The 19,795-nt window shown below is 72.8% G+C and carries 16 protein-coding genes; 10 read left to right on the top strand and 6 right to left on the bottom strand.

The window, feature by feature from the left end; translation table 11 throughout:
* Positions 1-44: 44 nt before the first annotated feature.
* The 9 genes from BLV05_RS27440 to BLV05_RS27400 all read left to right on the top strand — a co-directional run bounded on the left by BLV05_RS27440 (position 45) and on the right by BLV05_RS27400 (position 10,986).
* Positions 45-995, top strand: a complete 951-nt coding sequence (locus tag BLV05_RS27440) for an ROK family protein (RefSeq protein ID WP_046771454.1) — start codon at positions 45-47, stop codon at positions 993-995.
* Positions 970-1,737: a sugar isomerase domain-containing protein gene (locus BLV05_RS27435; RefSeq protein WP_197683347.1), complete on the top strand. Its 768-nt coding sequence runs from the start codon at positions 970-972 to the stop codon at positions 1,735-1,737. Before BLV05_RS27440 ends, BLV05_RS27435 begins: the two co-directional genes overlap by 26 nt.
* Positions 1,734-2,432 carry an SDR family NAD(P)-dependent oxidoreductase gene (locus tag BLV05_RS27430; protein ID WP_046771452.1) on the top strand — a complete coding sequence of 233 codons (699 nt, stop codon included), beginning with the start codon at positions 1,734-1,736 and terminating at the stop codon, positions 2,430-2,432. The genes BLV05_RS27435 and BLV05_RS27430 overlap by 4 nt, the downstream gene beginning before the upstream one ends.
* Positions 2,429-3,712 carry an FAD-dependent oxidoreductase gene (locus tag BLV05_RS27425; protein ID WP_046771451.1) on the top strand — a complete coding sequence of 428 codons (1,284 nt, stop codon included), beginning with the start codon at positions 2,429-2,431 and terminating at the stop codon, positions 3,710-3,712. The genes BLV05_RS27430 and BLV05_RS27425 overlap by 4 nt, the downstream gene beginning before the upstream one ends.
* A 44-nt stretch (positions 3,713-3,756) precedes the next feature.
* Positions 3,757-5,028: an ABC transporter substrate-binding protein gene (locus BLV05_RS27420; protein ID WP_046771450.1), complete on the top strand. Its 1,272-nt coding sequence runs from the start codon at positions 3,757-3,759 to the stop codon at positions 5,026-5,028.
* Positions 5,025-5,936 (top strand): carbohydrate ABC transporter permease, encoded by a 912-nt coding sequence (locus BLV05_RS27415; RefSeq protein WP_046771449.1) that lies wholly within the window; start codon positions 5,025-5,027, stop codon positions 5,934-5,936. Before BLV05_RS27420 ends, BLV05_RS27415 begins: the two co-directional genes overlap by 4 nt.
* Positions 5,933-6,826 carry a carbohydrate ABC transporter permease gene (locus BLV05_RS27410; RefSeq protein ID WP_046771448.1) on the top strand — a complete coding sequence of 298 codons (894 nt, stop codon included), beginning with the start codon at positions 5,933-5,935 and terminating at the stop codon, positions 6,824-6,826. The genes BLV05_RS27415 and BLV05_RS27410 overlap by 4 nt, the downstream gene beginning before the upstream one ends.
* Positions 6,823-7,839 (top strand): hydroxyacid dehydrogenase, encoded by a 1,017-nt coding sequence (locus BLV05_RS27405; RefSeq protein WP_046771447.1) that lies wholly within the window; start codon positions 6,823-6,825, stop codon positions 7,837-7,839. The genes BLV05_RS27410 and BLV05_RS27405 overlap by 4 nt, the downstream gene beginning before the upstream one ends.
* A gap of 264 nt (positions 7,840-8,103) precedes the next feature.
* On the top strand, positions 8,104-10,986 hold the full coding sequence (locus BLV05_RS27400) for an alpha/beta hydrolase (RefSeq protein ID WP_046771446.1): 2,883 nt from the start codon (positions 8,104-8,106) through the stop codon (positions 10,984-10,986).
* 37 nt (positions 10,987-11,023) lie between these two features.
* Here the strand turns inward: BLV05_RS27400 and BLV05_RS27395 are convergent, their stop codons facing one another.
* Complete coding sequence (locus BLV05_RS27395) at positions 11,024-11,467, bottom strand: methylglyoxal synthase (protein WP_046771445.1); 444 nt, start codon at positions 11,465-11,467, stop codon at positions 11,024-11,026.
* A 231-nt stretch (positions 11,468-11,698) separates the two neighbouring features.
* On the opposite strand from BLV05_RS27395, the gene BLV05_RS27390 reads away from it, so the two are divergent.
* On the top strand, positions 11,699-14,200 hold the full coding sequence (locus BLV05_RS27390; protein ID WP_046771444.1) for an outer membrane protein assembly factor BamB family protein: 2,502 nt from the start codon (positions 11,699-11,701) through the stop codon (positions 14,198-14,200).
* 24 nt (positions 14,201-14,224) lie between these two features.
* On the opposite strand, the gene BLV05_RS27385 is transcribed toward BLV05_RS27390, so the two are convergent.
* The 5 genes from BLV05_RS27385 to BLV05_RS27365 form a co-directional block, all read right to left on the bottom strand.
* A complete protein-coding gene (locus tag BLV05_RS27385; RefSeq protein ID WP_152690976.1) occupies positions 14,225-14,788 on the bottom strand; it encodes a DUF937 domain-containing protein in 564 nt (187 codons plus the stop codon).
* A 111-nt stretch (positions 14,789-14,899) separates the two neighbouring features.
* Positions 14,900-17,290 (bottom strand): WD40/YVTN/BNR-like repeat-containing protein, encoded by a 2,391-nt coding sequence (locus tag BLV05_RS27380; RefSeq protein WP_046771442.1) that lies wholly within the window; start codon positions 17,288-17,290, stop codon positions 14,900-14,902.
* A 139-nt stretch (positions 17,291-17,429) separates the two neighbouring features.
* A complete protein-coding gene (locus BLV05_RS27375) occupies positions 17,430-17,903 on the bottom strand; it encodes a hypothetical protein (RefSeq protein WP_046771441.1) in 474 nt (157 codons plus the stop codon).
* On the bottom strand, positions 17,900-18,781 hold the full coding sequence (locus BLV05_RS27370) for a carbohydrate ABC transporter permease (protein ID WP_052762927.1): 882 nt from the start codon (positions 18,779-18,781) through the stop codon (positions 17,900-17,902). Before BLV05_RS27370 ends, BLV05_RS27375 begins: the two co-directional genes overlap by 4 nt.
* Positions 18,778-19,794: an ABC transporter ATP-binding protein gene (locus tag BLV05_RS27365; protein WP_046771440.1), complete on the bottom strand. Its 1,017-nt coding sequence runs from the start codon at positions 19,792-19,794 to the stop codon at positions 18,778-18,780. Before BLV05_RS27365 ends, BLV05_RS27370 begins: the two co-directional genes overlap by 4 nt.
* Between the last annotated feature and the right edge of the window lies 1 nt (position 19,795).

Raw genomic sequence — 19,795 nt, 5'->3', positions numbered from 1 at the left:
CTATCTAGACAGCCAGTCAGGTTGATTCCCGGAGAGGATGTCGCGTGCACGAGCGGGTCCTGGGCATCGACGTCGGCGGCACCACGGTCAAATGGGTCGTGCTCGACGCGCTGACCACCACGGTGCTGGTCCGGGGCGCCGTCCCGACCGCGGCCGACCCGCACGCCGTCGCCGCCGACCTCGCCGCACTGGTCGTCCGTGCCGAGTACCTGGCCGATGACGTCGCCGGCGGCGACGCGCGCATCGGCGCGATCGGCGTCGGTGTCCCCGGCCATGTCGACCGGCGGACCGGCGTCGTCCGGTTCCTGCCGAACGTGCCCGGCGGCTGGCCCGGCTTCCCGCTGGCCGGCACGCTGCGCGCGGCGACCGGCCGGCCGGTCACCGTCCTCAACGACGCGCGCGCGTTCTGCCAGGCGGAGTGGCGGCTGGGCGCGGCCCGCGGCCACGACGACGTGCTGTTCCTGACGCTGGGCACCGGGGTCGGCGGCGGCGTCGTGAGCGGCGGCCGGCTGCTGACCGGCCCGGACGACCGGCTGGGCGAGATCGGGCACCTGGTCTACGACCGGCGCGGCCCGGCCTGTGGCTGCGGCCACCGCGGCTGCCTCGAGACCTTCGCCAGCGCGACGGCGATCGCCCGCGCCGCCGGGCGGGCCACCGCCGAGGACGCCTTCCTCGCGCCCGGCGACCTCGACGCCCGGATGGCGGTCGCGACCGCGGGCCGGGCCATCGGCGAGACGGTCGCCAGCCTGTGCGCCGTCCTGCCGGCCGGCCTGCTGGTCGTCGGCGGCGGGGTCGCGGCCGGGCTGCCGCGGCTGCGCCCGTACATCGAGATCGCACTTGCTGAGCGACGCGACTTCATCGGCGTGGTCGACGTCGTCGCGGCCGGGCTCGGACCCGACGCCGGAGCCGTCGGCGCCGCCCTGGCCGCGTTGGACGTACGCGATTCGACCACGACGGACGGAGGTGGACGTGAGCTGGATCAGGCGAGCGCATGAGGTGCTCGACACGATCGCGCGGACCCAGGGTGAGGCCATCGAGACGGCCAGCCGGTTCTGCGCGGACTCGATCGGCGGCGGCGGGGTGGTGCACACGTTCGGCACCGGCCACTCGCGCATCCCGGTCGAGGAGCTCTTCCCGCGCTACGGCTCGTATCCCGGCTTCCACCCGATCGTCGAGCTGTCCATGACGTTCCACACCCAGGTGGTGGGCGCGAACGGGCAGCGGCAGGCGATGTTCATCGAGCGGGTCGAGGGGCTGGCCGAGCAGATCCTGGCGAACTTCACCCTGCGCGAGACCGACGCGCTGATCGTCTTCAGCGCCAGCGGCCTCAACGCGGTCCCGATCGAGATCGCTCAGCAGGCCCGCAAGGCCGGCCTCAAGGTCGTCGCGGTGACTGCGCTGGCGGAGTCGCGCTCGGCGCCGGTCCGGCACAGCTCCGGCACCCGGCTGGCCGACCACGCCGACGTCGTCATCGACCTGTGCACGCCGCCCGGCGACGCCCTGTGCGCCGTCGACGGGCTCGACGTCCCGGTCGGGCCGGGCAGCACGCTGGCTGCCGTCGCGATCGTCAACGAGATCAAGGTGCGGGTCGCGGAGCTGCTGACGGCTGCCGGCACCATGCCGCCGGTGCTCACCAGCAAGGCGCTGGTCGGCCCGGAGGAGTCCGCCGCCCGGTTCGAGGCGGCCTATCTCGACCACGGCCGCCGCGCCGCCGAGGTGCTGCGGGGCACGCCATGAGGGTCCTGGTCTGCGGCGGGTCCGGCGGCATCGGGTCGGCCAGTGCCGCCGCCCTGGTCGCGGCCGGCCACCAGGTGCACGCCGTCGACCGCGACAGCGTCGACATCACCCAACCCGGCGGCGCCGAGAAGGCGGTCGCGCAGGCCGTCGACACGCTCCAGGGCCTCGACGGCGTCGTGCATGCGGTCGGACGGTCCGGCCGGCGGCTCGGCGACGGCCCGGTCAGCACGTGCACGGACGAGGCCTGGCGCGAGGTGCACCGGGTCAACCTCGACTCGGTGTTCTGGCTGCTGCGGGCCGCGCTGCCGGTGCTGCGCGGCAACGACGGCGGCGGCTCGGTCGTCGTGGTCGGGTCGGCGCTGGCCCGGACGTTGGACCGCGACTTCCTCACCGCCGCCTACCTCACCAGCAAGAGCGCCGTCGAGACGCTGGTCCGGGCGGCCGCCTACGAGGGCGCGCCCGACGGCGTCCGCGTCAACGTCGTGGCGCCCGGCCTGGTCGACACCCCGATGGCGGCCCGCGCGCTGACCGACCCGGCCATCAATGGCCGGCTGCCCGAGCTGATGCCGCTCGGCGGCGGGCGCGCGTCCGACCCGGACGCCGTCGCCGCTGCCGTCGAGTGGCTGCTCTCGCCCGCGTCGAGCCAGGTCACCGGCGCTGTGCTGCCCGCCGACGGCGGCTGGAGCCTGCGATGAGCGCCCCGCTGCTCTGGGACGGCGACGTCGTCGTGGTCGGCGGCGGGTCGGCCGGTTGCGCCGCGGCGGTCGCGGCGGCCCGGGCGGGTGCGCGGACGCTGCTGATCGAGGCGGCCGGCTTCCTCGGCGGCACCGGCGCGGCGGTGCTCGACACGTTCTACGGCTTCTACGCGCCGGGCGGCGACGGCACCGCGGACAGCAGGGTCGTCGGCGGCGTCGGCTGGGAGGTCGCGGCCGCGCTGCTCGCCGGCGGCCAGGCGTTCGAGCGGCCGAACAGCTACGGCGCCGGCACCGGCGTCACCTACGAACCCGAGGCGCTCAAGCGCGTCTGGGACCGTCTGACGCACGACGCCGGCGTCGCCACGCTGCTGCACACGATGCTGGTCGACGTCACGACCACCGCGAGACGGATCACCGAACTCACGGTGGTGACCAAGGCCGGCACCCACACCGTCCGGGCGAACACCGTCGTCGACGCCAGCGGCGACGCCGAGGTCGCCTGGCGCGCGAGCGCCGCGCTCGAACGTCCGGCACGAGACCAGAAGACCCAGCCGCTCACCGCGACGTTCCGGCTCGGCGGCGTCGACACCGGCGTCATCAGCACGAAGGACCTGCACGAGCGGCTGGCGAAGGCAGCCGAGTCCGGCCGCTACCGGCTGCCGCGGCGCGAAGGCTCGGTGCACCGCACCGTGCTGCCCGGCGTCGTGCACACGAACCTGACCCGGGTCGGCGGCGTAGATCCGACCGACCCGTGGCAGCTCTCGGCGGCGGAGGCCGAGGGACGGGCCCAGGTGGCCGAGTACGTCCGCTTCCTCACCGAGGAGGTGCCGGGGTACGAGGACGCCTACCTGCTGTCGACCTCGGTGCGCATCGGCGTGCGCGAGACCCGCCGGCTGATCGGGCGGTACGTGCTCACGCGTGACGACGTGCTGGCGGCGCGCGAGTTCCCGGACGCCGTCGCCCGCTGCGGCGCTCCCGTCGAGGACCACGACGACGGCGAGTCGACCATCTGGGAGTACGTCGGCGGGCACCGGTCCGGACGCAGCTACGGCGTGCCCTACCGCTGCCTGCTACCTGGAGAACTGGACAACCTGGCCGTCGCCGGCCGCTGCCTGTCCGCCACGCACGACGCGCACGCCTCGGTGCGCTCGATGGCCCAGTGCATGGCGCTCGGACAGGCGGCCGGCACCGCGGCCGCACTCGCCCCGGACGGCGCCGTCGGCGAGCTGGACGCGGCGGTGCTGCGCGACCGGCTGACCGCCGACGGCGCCGTGCTCTGACCCCACACCCACGAAGACAGCGACAGAGAGAAGGAGACGGAGAGATGCGTACACGCAACGCTCCGACCGCAGCCGTGCTGGCCTTGAGCCTCGGGCTGCTGGCCACCGCCTGCGGTGGCGACGACGACACCGACACCGCGGGTGGCGAGGGCGGTGACAGCGGCTCCGTCTCGGGTGAGGTCACCATGTGGACCTACCCGGCGATCGCCGACGAGCCCACCCACCGGGCGTTCTGGGACGACACCATCGCGGCGTTCAACGCGGAGTTCCCGGACGTCGACGTGACGGTCGAGATCTTCCCCTGGGCCGACCGCGACCAGGCGCTGACCACCGCCATCGCCGGCAACAGCGCCCCTGACGTCGTCTACCTGATCCCGGACCAGCTGCCGGCCTACGCGCGCAACATCGAGCCGATCGACGACTACCTGAGCGAGGACGAGAAGGCCGACTACCGGCCCAACGTCGTCGACTCCGTCAGCATCGACGGCCAGATGATGGGCGCGCCGATCCTGCAGAGCGTCCTCGCGCTGGTCTGCAACAAGCAGGTCTTCGACGCCGTCGGGCAGACGGAGTACCCGGAGACGTGGGACGACCTGCTCGACATGGCGCCGACGTTCCAGGCGGCAGGCTTCGACATGACGGCCTATGGCGGCGACGTCGCCAACTCGCTGAACCTGTCGTTCTACCCGCTGCTCTGGCAGGCCGGCGGCGACGTCTTCAACGACGACGGCACCGAGGTCGCGTTCAACAGCGACGAGGGCGTGCGCGCGCTGGAGTTCGTCCAGCAGCTGGTCGAGGACGGGTACGTCGACTCCGCCCAGCTCACCACCGAGCCGCCGCTGGAGCAGACCCGCATCGCGCAGAACAAGGTCGCCTGCGTCTGGCACATGGAGCCGCAGTACCTCGTCGACTTCTGGGGCGCCGAGAACGTCATCGTCCGGCCGCCGCTGAAGGACGCCGAGCAGATCCAGTACGGCACCGTCGGCTCGCTGTCGATGCTGCGCACGTCGGAGGACAAGGACGCCGCCGGCGCCTGGATCGACTTCGTGACGTCCGCCGAGCAGGCCTCCGAGTACGACACCGCCGGCCGGTTCTTCTCCACCAAGGAGTCCGTCGGCGCGCTGTACGAGGGCGACCCGATCCTGGGCGAGCTGGAGCAGTTCGCCGGCCTCACCACCGTCGGCCCGCTGAACGAGCACGCCCGCGAGGTCATGGGTGTGCTGGCGCCGGAGATCCAGGCCGTCCTCGTCGGTGACAAGGAGCCGCAGCAGGCGCTCGACGACGCCGCCGACGCGGCGAACGCGCTCCTCGGATGACGGTGAGCGGAACCGCGGTCGCCTCCCGTGCGGCCTCCTCCCGGCGCGCGATGCGCCGGCGGGAGGCCCGCGTCGGGCTGCTGTTCGTCCTGCCGGTCCTGCTGCTGTTCCTCGCGTTCCGGTTCGGGCCGGCGATCGCGGGCGGCGTGCTCGCGTTCACCGACTACACGATCGGCGCGGAGACCAGCTGGACCGGCCTGGACAACCTGCAGCGGATGGTCGACGACCCGCTGTTCTGGCGGGCGCTGCGCACGACGCTGGTCTACTCGGTGCTGGCGGTGCCGCTGTCGATCCTGGCCGCGCTGGGCATGGCGCTGCTGGTGCGGCGGTCCTTCCGCGGGGTCCGGCTGTTCCGGTCGATCTTCTTCCTGCCGGTCGTGACCAGCCTGGTGCTGGCCGGCATCGTGTTCACCTGGATCTTCTCCGAGGACGGGCCGTGGTCGTCGCTGCTGGGCGCCGTCGGCCTGCCGGATCAGTCGTGGCTGTCCGACACCGCGCTGGTGGTGCCGGCGCTGGTGATCGTCGCGGTGTGGACGCGGTTCGGGTTCGGGATGCTGATCCTGCTGGCACGGCTGCAGGACATCCCGCGCGAGCTGGAGGAGGCGGCGCTCACCGACGGCGCCGGCGCCTGGCACCGGTTCCGCTACATCGTCCTGCCGGAGCTGCGGCCCGCGCTGTTCTTCCTCGCGGTCATCGAGACGACGGTGTCGTTCCAGGTGTTCGACACGGTCTACGTGATGACCGGCGGCGGGCCGGCGCAGTCCAGCTACATGCTCGTCTTCCAGCTCTACGACCAGGCGTTCCGGTACTTCGACTTCGGGTACGCGAGCGCGATCGGGCTGGCGCTGTTCGTGATGACGCTGATCGTCGCGGTGATCCAGCGGCTGACCCTGGGGAGGGACCGATGACCGCGCTGAGCACCCCGGCGGCGGTGGAGGCCGAACCCGTCGCCCCCGTGCGGCGCAAGGCGTACCGGGCGCTGCAGCCCAGCCGCGCGGGCAAGGCGGTGCGGGCGGTGCTGCTGTTCCTGGCCGCCGTCGTGACGCTGTTCCCGTTCTACGCGATGGTCGTGCTGTCGCTGAAGCCGTCCGGCGCCATCACCATGCCGGACAGCCTGCTGCCGTGGCCGGTCTCGACCGAGGCGTACGAGCGGGTGCTGAGCGCGGAGTCGGTGCTGCGCTGGACGCTGAACACCGCCGTCTACGCGGTGGTGTCGGTCGTGGCGGTGCTGTTCCTCGCCTCGCTGGCCGGGTACGCGTTCGCGCGCAAGCGGTTCCCGGGCAAGGAGGTGATGTTCTGGTCGTTCATCGCGATGATCATGGTCCCGTACCACGTCACACTGATCCCGAGCTTCATCGTCATCTCCGAGGCCGGCGGCGTGAACACGTACTGGGGGCTGATCCTGCCGACGCTGGCCAACGCGCAGGCCGTCTTCCTCATGCGGCAGTTCATCAAGTCGCTGCCCGACGAGCTGTTCGAGGCGGCCATGCTGGACGGCTGCTCTGAGTGGCGCATGTACGTGTCCATGGTGCTGCCGCTGATCAAGCCGATCCTGGCGACGCTGGGCGTGTTCGTGTTCCTGTGGCACTGGAACGACTTCCTCTGGCCGCTGATCGTCGGGCAGAGCACCGACATGCGCACGCTGACGACCGGCCTGGCGTCGCTGAACGCCGAGAACGCGCCGCTCAACGTCGTGCTGGCCGGGTCGGTGGTGGCGTTCGTGCCGATCTTCATGGCCTACCTCGTCGGGCAGCGGTACTTCACCGAGGGCGTCACGATGACCGGAGTCAAGGGGTGAGCCCGGTCGTCGCGGTCGCGGTGCCGGAAGACCTGCGGGCGCTGTTCTTCCCGGACGGGGTGGACGTCGCGCTGGGCGGGCTGGGCGAGCTGCGGGTGGTGTCCTCGGCGGACGAGGTTGCGCTGGGCTCGGCCGAGGTGCTCGCGGCGCTCGCCGGGCCGGCCGACGTGCTGGTGACCAGCTGGCCGTGCGCGTCCGTCACCGGGCCGGTGCTGGACGCGGCGCCGCGGCTGCGGCTGATCGCCCACACCGGCGCGTCGGTGAAGCCGTACGTCGGGCTCGACGCGTTCGCCCGCGGCGTCCGCGTCACCCAGGCCGGCGCGCCGATGGCCCGCGCCGTCGGCGAGCAGGCGCTCGCGTTGACGCTGGCGCTGCTGCACCGCGTGCACCGGTTCGACCACGCGCTGCGCACCGGGGTCTCGTGGGCCGACGCGAAGGCCGCGGCGCCGCCCCGGCACGAGCTGGCCGGCAGCCCCGTCGGCGTCGTCGGGGCGTCGCGGACCGGGCGCGCCTACGTCGAGCTGGTGCGGGCGCTCGGCGGCGTCGTCACCGTCGCGGACCCGTATCTGTCCGACGCCGAGGCCGCCGCCCTGGGCGTCGGCGTGGCCGACCTGGACACCGTCCTGCGTGGCTCGCGGGTGCTGGCGCTGCACGCGCCGGTGCTGCCGGAGACGCGGCGGATGATCGGCGCCCGCGAGCTGGCGCTGCTGCCCGACGACGCGCTGCTGGTCAACACCGCCCGGTCGGCGCTGATCGACGGTGACGCGCTGCTGGCCGAGCTGCGGGCCGGCCGCATCGACGCAGCGATCGACGTGTACGACGAGGAGCCGCTGCCGGTGGACCACCCGCTGCGGTCGCTGCCGAACGTCCTGCTCACCCCGCACGAGGCCGGCGGCACGGTGGAGGCGCGAGTGCGCGGCGGCCGCCTCGTCGCCGCCGAGATCGGCCGGTTCCTCGCCGGCGCGCCGCTGCAGCACGAGGTGACCGACGACCAGCTGGCCCGGCTCGGCTGACCATCGCCTTGGCACGGCTGGTCACCGTCCCGGCGTCCGGAATGCCCGGTTCCGGCGGCGACCAGCCTTCCCAAGCTGCGCCGGCCGCGGTGGTGCGTAGAGGTGCTCATTGCAAAGCGGCCGCAGACCACCCAGAGCCGGCCGATGACCGACGACCAGCTGGCCCGGCTGGGTTGAATACGAAATATGCAGGCTAAGGCAATGAAATAGTACGGAAAGGAACGCCGGACAGACTGTGGCTCCCCTACCCCTGAGGAGCCATCCGTGGGCAAGTCTGCTCGCCGTGGGATCATCCCCGGCGCGACGGCCGTGCTGTCGTCCGCGCTGCTCGCCGCGCTGGCAGTTCCCTCTCCCGCCGCCGAGGTCGCGTCCGGCCCGGACTGGTCGGTCGAACGCGCTCCCGGCGGCTACCAGGTCACCGTCGAGCTGGACGAGGCGCTGCCGATCCGCGGCGACGCCCCGACGATCGTCGTCGACGGGGAGCCGATCGGCCTGGCCACCGAGTCCGGCGACGGCCGGTCGCTGACCGTCGTCACGGCCGACCCGGCGGTCGCCGCCGCGAACACCGTCGAGGCCGGGTGGTCCAGCGAGTCGGCCGGGCCCGCGGCGACGACCGCGGGCGCACCCACCGCGGTGCCGGACGCGGCCGTCGCGCAGCTCGCCGCCGACCCGCTGGAGCCGGGTCCGTACGACTGGACCGAGTCGATCTACGCCTTCGGCGACCAGGCCGTCCCGCTCGCGGCCATCGGCGGCATCCGCGGCGAGCTGGAGGGCAAGCTCTACCTGCCCACGACCGGCGGCGCCCGGCCCACGGTGATCCTGCTGCACGGCCGGCACGGCTCCTGTTACGGCGAGGGCGAGGCCAACCCGGCCCGCTGGCCGTGCGCTCCGTCGCCGGACGCGAGCCCGGCGCGGCTGTCGATCCCCAGCTACCTGGGCTACGACGGCACCGCGCGGGCGCTGGCGAGCCAGGGCTACGCCGTCGTGTCGATCTCGGCCAACGCGGTCAACGCGAACGACAACCAGCTCGCCGCCGACCAGGGCGCCCAAGCCCGCGGGCAGCTGATCCTCGACACCCTGACCATGCTGGACAACGCGACGAAGGGCCGCCGGGTCGCGTACCAGGACGCCTGGACGGACCGGGAGGTCACCCTGAACCAGGCCCTCGCGGCGGGGACCGCAGCCCTCGCCGCGAGGGCCGATGCCTTCCCTGGCGGCGTCGATGCCCTCGACACCGTCCGGGCCGCCGATCTGCGCGGGCGCTTCGACCTGAGCCACATCGGCCTGATGGGGCACTCGCGCGGCGGCGAGGGCGTGACGTCGGCGACGGTGCTGAACCAGGCGCTGCCGAACCCGCGGGCGATCGAGTCGATCCTGCCGCTCGCTCCGGTCGACTTCGGCCGCATGACGGTGCCCGACGTCCCGATGAACGTGATCCTTCCCTACTGCGACGGCGACGTCTCCAACCAGCAGGGACAGCACCTGCTCGACGACTCCCGGTACGCATTCGACGACGACGTGCTTCGCAGCGGCGTCTGGGTCATGGGCGCCAACCACAACTTCTTCAACACCGTCTGGACGCCGGGCCTGTTCTCGTTCAGCGTCAGCGACGACTGGGGGAGCGCGGCGCGGCGGGTCGAGCCGATCTGCGGCACCGATCCGTCCGTCGCGGCGACCTCGATCCGGCTGACCCCGGCCGAGCAGTACGACGTCGGCACCGCCTACATGTCGGCCTGGTTCCGGCTGACGATGGGCGGCGAGGAGCAGTTCCTGCCGATGTTCGACGGGTCCGGCGCGGTGCCGGCGTCCCTCGGCGGGGCGGACGTGCGCAGCGTGTCGACGGCGCCGGCCGGGTCGCGGTCGGCACTGGCGACGTTCGAGGAGACGTCGCCGCTGGTGACGACCGTCGGCGGGGCGACGGCGCAGGTGTGCGCCAGCCTCGGCGACCGCACCGTGCCGCAGCAGTTGCCTCCATGCGCGTCGACGCCCAGCGCCGTTGCACCGCACTGGACTCCGGCCTCCAACGGCGGCAACGTCCCGGCGACGCCTCTGACCAGGCTGACCTGGACAGCGGCCGGCGACGGGCTGGCGGTCGCGGTGCCGGACGCCCAGCGGAACGCGAGCCGGTTCGAGCGGCTCTCGGTCAAGCTGGCCGCCGACGAGACGGTCGCCGCCGGCACCGACCTGGTGCTGTCGGTGGCCGACGGCGACGGTGCGACGTGGTCGGCGCCCGTGTCCGAGCTGAACCCGTACGCGCTGGTCCGGCTGCCGACGTCGGCCACCGACGCGGCGGCCAGCACGCTGAAGAAGATCGTGCTGCAGCAGGTCGACGTGCCGATCGCGGAGCTGGCCGCCGCCGGGCTGGACGTCACCCGGCTCGCGGCGATCCGGCTGGTGGGCACCGCGGCCGGCGCGGCGTACGTGTCGGACCTGGCGTTCGAGTCGTCGGCGGTCGGGCAGGCCCGTGCGCGCACCTGGCCGACGATCGACGTCTACGCGCCGAACACCGACGAGGGCGACGGACCGGGCAGCGCGGAGGTCGCCGTCTATCTCGACCGGCCGTCGCCGGTGCCGGTGACCGGGTACGTCTCCGTGCTCGGCTCCGCGACCAGCCGGTTCGGCGCGACCATGCGGGAGGTCACCTTCGCGCCGGGCGAGACCTGCCAGGTGGTCACCGCGTCCCGGCAGGGCGACACCGCGCCGAGCACGAGCGCCGGGACCCAGGTCAAGGCCAGCGTGATCAACACCTCCGGCGCCGTGATGGGCGGCCGGGCCATCGGCTTCACCTGGCTGCGCGAGGACGACGGGGTGCTCGACGGCGGCGCGCCGCTGGCGTCGTACGGGACACCGGACTCGGCCTGCGACGAGCTGGCTCGCGTCCAGGCGGGCGTCCGCATCGGCGCCCGCGGGGTCGTGCGGGCGGGTGCGTCCGCGCTGGTGACGGCGGCGGGCTTCCGAGCCGGCGAGACGGTGACGATCGCCGTCGAGGGCTTCGCGCCGGTCGACGTCGTGGCCGATGCGCGCGGAGCCGTCGCCCACACCGTCGCCGTCCCCGCCGTCGTCGACGCCCGCTACCTCGTCGTCACCGGGGTCGGCGCCGGCACAGGCCTGACCGCCACAGGTCAGCTGGTGGTCGCGTCGCGCTGACGGCATCGACTCGTCGCGGAGGCCGGCTGACGCACCGTCAGCCGGCCTCCGCCGCCTGCCAGTCGCGGTCGCCGAAGTCGGGCCGCATGCGCTGGTAGAAGCCGGACAGCAGCGGCGACGAGATCATCAGGTCGGCGCTCATCACGTTGCACGCGACGCCGATGTTCCACACCGCCGCCAGCCGCAGCAGCGCCCGCACGTCCGGGTCGTGCGGCTGCGGCTCCAGCGGGTCCCAGAAGAAGATCAGCAGGTCGACGACCCCCTCGGCGATCTTCGCGCCGATCTGCTGGTCGCCGCCGACCGGGCCGGACAGGAACCGCGTCACCGGCAGACCGAGCTCGTACTCGAGCATGGTGCCGGTGGTGCCGGTCGCGTACAGCTGATGCCGGGCCAGCGTGTCGCGGTTGAACGCGGCCCAGCTCAGCAGCTCGACCTTCTTGTTGTCGTGCGCCACGAGGGCGATGTGTCGGCGTGCGCTCATCCGGCCACCCTCGCCCACCCCGATGACGACGTCGTCACCGATGCGTTTGCACGGCGCAACATCGGTCGTCGGAACGTCACTTTCCGGTCATATGCCCAGCATCTGCGCGACTGTATACGATCGGTCGTCCGCCCTAGCGTCGGTCCGACGAGAGGGAGGACCTTGATGCCCCACTTAGGGAGACTCGCGGGCCGTCGCCCGCGCGCGACGGCATGGCTGGCGCTGGGAGCGGTGACGACCGCCCTCGCGGCCGCGCTCACGGCGACCCTGGCCGTCGACGACGCCCGGGCCGACGGCGGTGCCGTCGTGACCGGAACGGTGTTCGCCGACCGCAACGGCGACGGCGACCAGGACCGCGGCGAGCGCGGCCTCGCCGGCGTGGACGTGTCGGACGGCGTCACCATCGTGCGGACGGACAGCGACGGCCGGTACACGCTCGAGACCGACCCGGCGCGGCGGACCGCGGAGATCGTGTTCGTCACCCAGCCGGCCGGGTACACGGCTGCGCCCGACGAGTCGATGGTCCCCAGCTTCTACCGGCAGCTGGGTGAGCTCGAGCCGGGCGAGGAGGCCGATGCCTCGTTCGGGCTGGTCCCGTCGCCGTGGAGCAGGAACCCGAACTTCAGCGTCGGCCTGCTGGCCGACCCGCAGACCCTGCTGCTGACCGAGGAGAGCCGCGCCATCTTCCAGGGGCTGCTGGGCGAGGTCAACGAGCTCACCGCCGAACCGGACTTCCTGCTCGTGGCCGGCGACCTCACGCAGAACGCCACGGAGCCCGAGTTCGTCAGGTACAACGCGACGACGGCGACCTCGCGGGTGCCGGTCTGGCCGGCCGTCGGCAACCACGACATCACCGACGACACCGGCTACGACAACTACCGCAAGTACCTCGGGCCGGAGTGGTACTCGTTCGACTACGGCAGCCGGCACTTCGTCGTCCTGGAGAACAACTCCGGGTTCGCCGACACCGCGCAGCTGGAGTGGCTGCGGCAGGACCTCGCGGCGAACGCCCAGGACGACAAGGAGGTCGTCGTGGTCGTGCACCGCCCGATGGACTCGCCTCCGACGGCCGGCGGCGCCAACGGCCCCGCGCGGTACATCGAGCTGCTGGACCAGTACAACACCAAGCTGGTCCTGGCCGGGCACACCCACAAGAACGACGTCGACCTCTCGGTGGTCGGCGGCGCCGCCCACGTCGTGACCAACGCGACCTCCGGCACCCTCGACCAGACCCCGAACGGGTTCCGGGTCGTCACGTTCGAGGGCCGGAAGAACGAGTACCCGTTCAAGATGTACGGGGTCCGGCAGAGCCTCACGGTCACCAACCCGGCGCCCGGCGCCCTGGTCGCCGAGGGCGACGCCACGGTGCAGATCAACGCGTACGACACGACGTCGACCGTCACCGACGTCAGCTACCGCCTCGACGGCGGCCCGTGGCGGAACCTCCGGCAGAGCAGCCACTTCACCTGGGCGGCGGACGTCCGGGGTCGCGGCCTCACGGCCGGCGAGCACGCCATCGAGGTGCGCGCGACCGACGACGGGGGCGAGACCTGGAGCGAGACCTCGGCCTTCACCGTCGTGCCTGATGGTGTCCTCGACGCGCCGCGCTCCGGCGCCGACTGGGCGATGTTCAAGGGGAACTCCGCCTACACCGGTGTGGCCCAGGACGTGCTGGACCCGGCGCGGCTGCAGCCCGCCTGGAGCTACCGGACGCCCGGCACCATCCTCACGTCGTCCCCGGCGATCGTCGACGGAGTCGTCTACGCCGGCACCCGCGACGAGGACGGCGCCGCGAACCACGCCGTCCATGCCGTGGACCTCGCGACGGGGGAGCAGCTGTGGCGCTTCCAGACCGACGGCCAGGCCGAAGGCACCCCGGTCGTCGCCGAGGGCAAGGTCTACGCCGCGACCGTTCGCGGCACGCTGTTCGCGCTCGACGCCGCCACCGGCGAGAAGCTCTGGTCGATCACGAAGGGCGACGAGGTCGGCGACGGCGTGCACCGCGGCTGGATGTACGAGCAGCCGAACTACGAGGACGGCATCGTCTACCAGGTCTACAGCATCGGCGAGCGGCGCCTGATGGCGCTGGACGCCGAGACCGGCGCCGAGCTGTGGAACGTCCGCCTCAACGGCGGCTGGATCTCCGAGACGCCGGCCGCGCTCGGTGGCGGACGGCTCTACGTCGACGGCGACGGCAGCTGGCTGGTGTCGGTGAACGCCGAGACCGGCGCCGAGGAGTGGCGCGTCAGCGGTATGCCGTGCACCAACACCACCCCGGTGTACTCCGACGAGCTGCTGTACATGGGCTGCCAGGGCGACGACCTGGTCGTCCGTGACGCCGCGACGGGCGCCGCGGTCTGGCGCTACTCCAGCCCGGACGTGTCGTTCATCCGGGGCACGCCCACCGGCTCGTCGCCGGCGATCGCCGACGGGGTCGCGTACATGGGCTTCTCCGACGGCAACGTGACGGCGCTCGACGCCAGGACCGGTGCGCTGCTGTGGACCCACCGGACCGGCGGCGGCATCACGTCGTCACCGATCGTCAGCGGCGACACCGTCTACGTCGGCTCCAACGACGGGTTCGTCTACGGGTTCGACCGGGCCACCGGCGCGGTGGAGTGGCGCTACGAGATCGGCACCTGGGTCGCGTCCACCCCGGCCGTCAGCGGCAACACGCTGGTCGTCGGAGCCTGGGACGGCAACCTCTACGCGTTCAGCGAGACCGCGCGCTGACCGGCTGAGGCGTGCTCGGCGGCGTCAGCGCTTGCCGCCGCCGAGCAGGCCGCCGAGGCTGCCGAGCAGGTCGCCCAGGCCGCCGCCCGAGCCGCCGCCGCTCCCGCCTCCGAGCAGCCCGCCGAGGAGGTCGCCCAGTCCGCCGCCGGACTGCGCCTGCTGCGACGGCGCCGCCGCCTTGTCGCCGCCCTTGAGCTGGCCGGCGAGGTAGGACAGCACGATCGGCGCGAGCATGGGCAGCAGCTTGCCGATGAGGTCCGAGCCGCCGGCCTTGCTGTTGAACCCGGCGAGCTGGTTGACGACCTGGTCGCGGTTGCCGCCGAAGACGTTGCTGACGATCTTCTCGCCGTCGTTCGTGTCGACGTCGGCGAGGTTCACGCCGCCCTTGACGAGCTCGTCGTCGTGGTCGTCGAGGGCCTTCGTCAGCGACGCCGCGCCGTCCGCGTCCTGCGCGTTCGCCTGCATGCCGCCGATCAGCGCCGGCAGCGCCTGCCGGGTCGCCTGCTCGGCGGTCTTCTCGTCGACCCCGAGCGAGGCGGCGAGCTGGTCGATCGGTAGCCGGGCCAGCAGGTCGTCGATGTCCATGATGTGCCTCTCGGTCGTCCGGGCCGGCGGTGCGTCGGCAGTCGTCGCCAATCTGCGTCGAGTATGCCGCCGCACCGCCCGCCCCGCGACCGGTTCCGGCCGAGCGTTTTCAGGTCATGGCCGGCAGGACACCAGCGCACCGCCGACGCCGACGCCGGGTTCGCGCAGCGGCAGCCGGGTGGACGTGCCGCGGCACGTCGGTACGTCGACCTGGTAGATGCCGCGGCCGAAGGTGGCGACGCTGAGCTGGCGGTCCGTCTCGTGGTAGCGCATGTACATGACGGGGGCGTTCGGCAGATCCGTGCCGAGCGCGGCCCATTCGCCACCGTTCCACGCCGACACGAACACGCCGACGTCGGTGCCGGCGAGCAGCAGCCCGTCCGGCGTCGGGACGATGGAGTTGACCGGCGCATCCGGCAACCCCTGCCCGATGTTCGTCCAGGTGACGCCGCCGTCCTGGGTGACCATGACGTGCGGGCGGTCGCTGCCGGACCGGAAGCCGGAGAAGGTGACGTACGCGACGTCCTCGTCGGCCGGGCTGACGGCGATGCGGGTCACCCAGGTGCCGGGCAGCTGACCGGCGTCGACCTCGTTCCAGGTGCCGCCGAGGTCGTCGGTCCACCACAGGTTGCCGTCGTCGGTGCCGGCGTAGATGGTGTCGCCGTCGGTGGGTGCGGCGGCGACGGCCGTGATGGTGCCCCACGGATAGCCGTTGGGGTCGTTGGGGCCGCCGTCGGTGAGGTCGGGGCTGATGGCGGTCCAGGTGCGGCCGTTGTCCGTGGACCGGTTCAGCCGGTTGCCGGCGTAGTACATGACGTCGGGGTCGCTGGGGTCGAACTGCAGCGGCGTGAACCAGTTGCGCCGCTCTGACGTCGTCTGGCCGGTGCCGAAGTTCTGCCGCGGGGGGCTGCCGCTGTTCTCGGAGCGGTAGCACGAGCCGTACTGGCTGCAGCCGAAGACGATGGCCGGGTTCTCGGGATGGATGATCACCTGCAGGCCGTCGCCGCAGCCGATCGCGTCCCACCCGCCGCCGACGCCGTTGTAGCCGCGATTGCAGCCGTTGTCCTGCGCGCCGCCGACCTTGAGATCGGTGTCGGTCTCGGCGACGTCGACGGAGTAGAACTGCGTGTACGGCTCGTAGGTGGCCTTGGACCACGACTCGGAAGCGCCGTTCGTGTCGGAGCGGTACATGCCGCCGTCGTTGCCCAGGTAGACCCGGTTCGGCACCTTCGGGTCCCACGCCAGCTTGTGCTGGTCGGCATGCGGCCCTTCCGAGATCTCGAACGACATCGCGCCGTTCGTCGATTCGCGCAGGTCGACACCGGTGAGGAAGACGTGGTCCGGATCCTGTGGGTCGACGAAGAGCTTGCCGAACCACCAGCTGAACGTGGACTGCGACGCCCCGCTCGCGGTGACGGGCGTCTGCTGCCAGCTGTCGCCGCCGTCGTCGGAGCGGTAGAACGCCCGGAACGGCCCGAGCGCGGTGCCGACGTAGGCGTAGAGCCGGTCCGGGTTGCTGGGTGCGAGCGCGAGGCCCCAGCGGCCCTGGTCGGGGTCGGTGGGCAGGCCGTCGGTCATGCGCTCCCAAGTGGCGCCGCCGTCGTCGGAGCGCCACAGGCTGGAGCCGGGCCCGCCGTAGGTGCGCTGGTGCGGCTCGCGCCGGTGGTCCCACATGGCGGCGTAGACGCGGTCCGGGTTCGTGGGGTCGATCAGCACCTCGGTGGCGCCGGTGGTCTCGTTCAGCGGCGCGAGTACCCGGTCCCAGGTGTCGCCGCCGTCCTCGGTGAGGTAGACGCCGCGCTCGCCGCCGGGGACGAACAGGTTGCCGGCGGCCGCGGCGAAGATGCGGTCCTGGTCGCTGGGGTCGACGGCGAACCGGGCGATGGCGTGGCTGTCGGCCAGGCCGACGTGCTCCCAGGTCTCGCCGCGGTCGAGGGAGCGGTAGATGCCGTCGCCGCCGAACGTGATGGAGCCGCCGCCGGGCTGGGCCTCGCCCGTGCCGGCGAACAGCACGCCGTCGGTGGTCATGGCGACGGAGCCCATGCCCTGGACCCAGTCGTCGGGCCAGGCGGTCTCGTAGGTCATGCCGGCGTCGCTGGACCTCCACACGCCGCCGGACGCCGCCGCGACGAAGATCTGGTCGTCGACCTGCGGATCGATGGCGATGTCGACGACCCGCCCGCCGATGTCGCTGGGGCCGAAGAACTCCCACTCCAGGCCGGCCAGGTGGCGGTACATGCTGCGGGTGCGCAGCTCGATGTTGCGCGCCGTGGTGTGCGCCGCGGCGTACGTCTCGGCCGACAGTTCGGTGCGGCCGTCGCTCATGCGCTGGGCCGTCATCCACTCGTCGGGCAGCTCCATGGGCCCGGTCGCGGTGCTCGTGCTCAGCTGCGGTGTCCGGTCGTCGCCGTAGACCATGGCGGCGACCAGGGCGACGACGGCGACGGGGGTGGCGACGGCGGCGGTCCGGACGGTTCGGCGATAGCGGGCGAGTCTGGCGATCATGCCGGGGCTCCCTCTCCGCACGGGAAACACACGGCCTCGGGGGAGGGCCGTGTGCGAAGAATAGGCACCGGAGAGTGATATGTCACCGGGTAATGTGCCGAGAGTTTCGACGATCTGTCACGACAGGTGTCGGACGGGGTCAGTCGCTCTGGAACTCCGGCAGTCCGGCGTCCTCGGAGTCCGGCCCCACGACGGCCATGAGCGCCGTGCCGTCGGCGCACAGGGCGGTGGCCCGCAGGTACATCCGCCGGCCCGCCGAACGCAGCAGCACCTCGGTCTCGAACACCTCGTCCTCGATGCGCAGCAGCTCGACGTCGGACCGGCCCTCGTAGTCGGCGCGCAGCTCCAGCGGCGTCATCCGGATCGAGCCCTCGACGGTCACCAGCGCACCCTGCTCGACCACGGAGGTCACGCGGGCGCCGTCGGGGAACACCAGCCCGTCGACCACGTCGCCCAGCTCCGGCGCCTCGTCCAGCGGCACCCGGTCGCAGGAGGGCAGGTTGGCCAGCATGGCGTCGCCGGGGTTGCCCGACGTCGCCGGGTCGTCGGCGCCGCCGCACCCGGCCAGCGCCACCGCGACGACGACGGCGATGAAGCGACGCGCGCCGGTCATCGCAGCACCCGCCAGCGCCGGACGGCCAGCAGTTGCACGGTGATGATCGCCGCCGTGATCAGCATCAGCACGATCGTGATGAGCGCGGCGTAGGCGAACCCGGAGAACTCGAAGGCATGGTCGAAGATGTACACCGGCAGGTACAGCGTCGCGTTGGCGGGTCGCCCGTCGGTCAGCACGTAGGCCGGCACGAAGTTCACCTGCAGCGTCATGATGGTGTCGCGGACGGCGAGCAGCACGAGCACCGGCGCGAGCAGCGGGAGCGTGATGCGGCGCAGCTGCCCGAACGGCCCGCAGCCCTCCAGCGCGGCCGCCTCGTACAGCCGGCCGTCCAGCAGCCGGCGCGCCGCCAGCACCACCACGAACCCCTCGCCGATCGGGAACAGCAGCATCAGCACGACGCCGATCCGCGCCGTCGCCGGGTCCGACAGCCAGGTGTAGCCGGGGTGGCCGAACAGTCCGAGCAGCTGGTTCAGCGGCCCGTACAGCGGGTTCAGCACCCAGAGGAACAGCACGGCCAGCGCGACGTCGGGGACGACGGTCGGCAGGTAGACGGCGGTGCGGAACCACCGCCCACCCGGCCGGGGCGCCGCCAGGAGCAGTCCCAGCCCGACGGCCGCGATCAGCCGCAGCGGCACCGACAGCGCGACGTGGAAGAGCGATGCCTCGAGGCTGTCCGCCAGGAATCCGTCCTCGGCGAGGCGGCGCACGTTGTCCAGCCCGGTGAACTGCGGGTCGCGGGTCAGCCCGGTGTGGTCGGTGAACGCGTAGCCGACGTTGAGCAGCGCGGGGACGGCGATCAGCAGGACGACGGCGACGGCGTACGGCGCGAGGAAGGCCCAGCCCGACAGCGAGCCGCCGCGGCCGACCCGGGTCACTGCCGCCGTCCGGATCCGTCGAACCGGTGCAGCCGCTGCGGGTCGGGCCGCAGCCTGACACCGTCGCCGGATCGCAGCCCCAGCCGCGGCGGCGTGCGGACGGTGAGCCGGACGCCGTCGGGACACCGGGTCAGCAGGACGGCCTCGCTGCCGAGCGTCTCGACCGCCTCGACGGTGGCCTCGATCGGCCCGTCGGGATCGAGGGCGAGGTCCTCGGGGCGGATCCCGACCGTGCCGCCGCCGTCGCCGCCGGTGCCGCCGAGCACGCCGCCGCCGGGGACGAGGTTCATCGGCGGGCTGCCGAGGAACCGGGCGACGAAGGTGTCGGCCGGCGCGTCGTACACCTCCTGCGGCGGACCGGCCTGGCGGACGCGGCCGGCGTCCATCACGACCACGCGATCGCCCAGCGTCATCGCCTCGGCCTGGTCGTGCGTGACGTGCAGGGTCGTGGAGCCGAGCTGCCGGTGCAGCGCCACGAGGTCGGCCCGGGTGGTGAGCCGCAGCTGCGCGTCGAGGCTGGCCAGCGGCTCGTCGAGCAGGTACACGCCGGGCGCCCGGACCAGCGCGCGGGCCAGTGCGACCCGCTGCCGCTGGCCGCCGGAGGCCTGGTCGGGGTAGCGGTCGAGCAGGTCGGCGATGCCGAGCTGGTCCGCCGCCGCGGCCGCCTGCCGCCGGGCCTCGTCCTTGGGCACCTTGCGCACCCGCAGGCCGAACATGATGTTCTCGCGCACGGTGAGGTGCGGGTAGAGCGCATAGTCCTGGAACACCATCGCGACCGCGCGCCGGTGCGGCGGCACGTCGCGCAGGTCCTGCCCGCCGACGGCGACGGTGCCGGCGTCGGGCCGCTCGAGCCCGGCGATGAGCCGCAGCACCGTCGACTTCCCGGACCCCGACGGCCCCACGACGGTGACCAGCTCGCCCGCCGGGACGTCGAGGTCGACACCGTCGACGGCGCGCACCGGGCCGTACGCCTTGACCAGCCCGGTGAGCCGGACGCCGCTGCCGTCGGCCACC

The organism is Jiangella alkaliphila (genome assembly GCF_900105925.1).
GTDB lineage: Bacteria > Actinomycetota > Actinomycetes > Jiangellales > Jiangellaceae > Jiangella > Jiangella alkaliphila.
The sequence above is the reverse complement of the archived record's forward strand: the minus strand, read 5'-3'. Positions and strand labels throughout refer to the sequence as shown.

Excerpts from the sequence above, each read along its gene's own strand:
- BLV05_RS27380 (WP_046771442.1), bottom strand. The coding sequence starts at position 17,290 with ATGATCGCCAGACTCGCCCGCTATCGCCGAACCGTCCGGACCGCCGCC.
- BLV05_RS27415 (WP_046771449.1), top strand. The coding sequence starts at position 5,025 with ATGACGGTGAGCGGAACCGCGGTCGCCTCCCGTGCGGCCTCCTCCCGG.
- BLV05_RS27420 (WP_046771450.1), top strand. The coding sequence starts at position 3,757 with ATGCGTACACGCAACGCTCCGACCGCAGCCGTGCTGGCCTTGAGCCTC.
- BLV05_RS27395 (WP_046771445.1), bottom strand. The coding sequence starts at position 11,467 with ATGAGCGCACGCCGACACATCGCCCTCGTGGCGCACGACAACAAGAAG.
- BLV05_RS27410 (WP_046771448.1), top strand. The coding sequence starts at position 5,933 with ATGACCGCGCTGAGCACCCCGGCGGCGGTGGAGGCCGAACCCGTCGCC.
- BLV05_RS27375 (WP_046771441.1), bottom strand. The coding sequence starts at position 17,903 with ATGACCGGCGCGCGTCGCTTCATCGCCGTCGTCGTCGCGGTGGCGCTG.
- BLV05_RS27430 (WP_046771452.1), top strand. The coding sequence starts at position 1,734 with ATGAGGGTCCTGGTCTGCGGCGGGTCCGGCGGCATCGGGTCGGCCAGT.
- BLV05_RS27425 (WP_046771451.1), top strand. The coding sequence starts at position 2,429 with ATGAGCGCCCCGCTGCTCTGGGACGGCGACGTCGTCGTGGTCGGCGGC.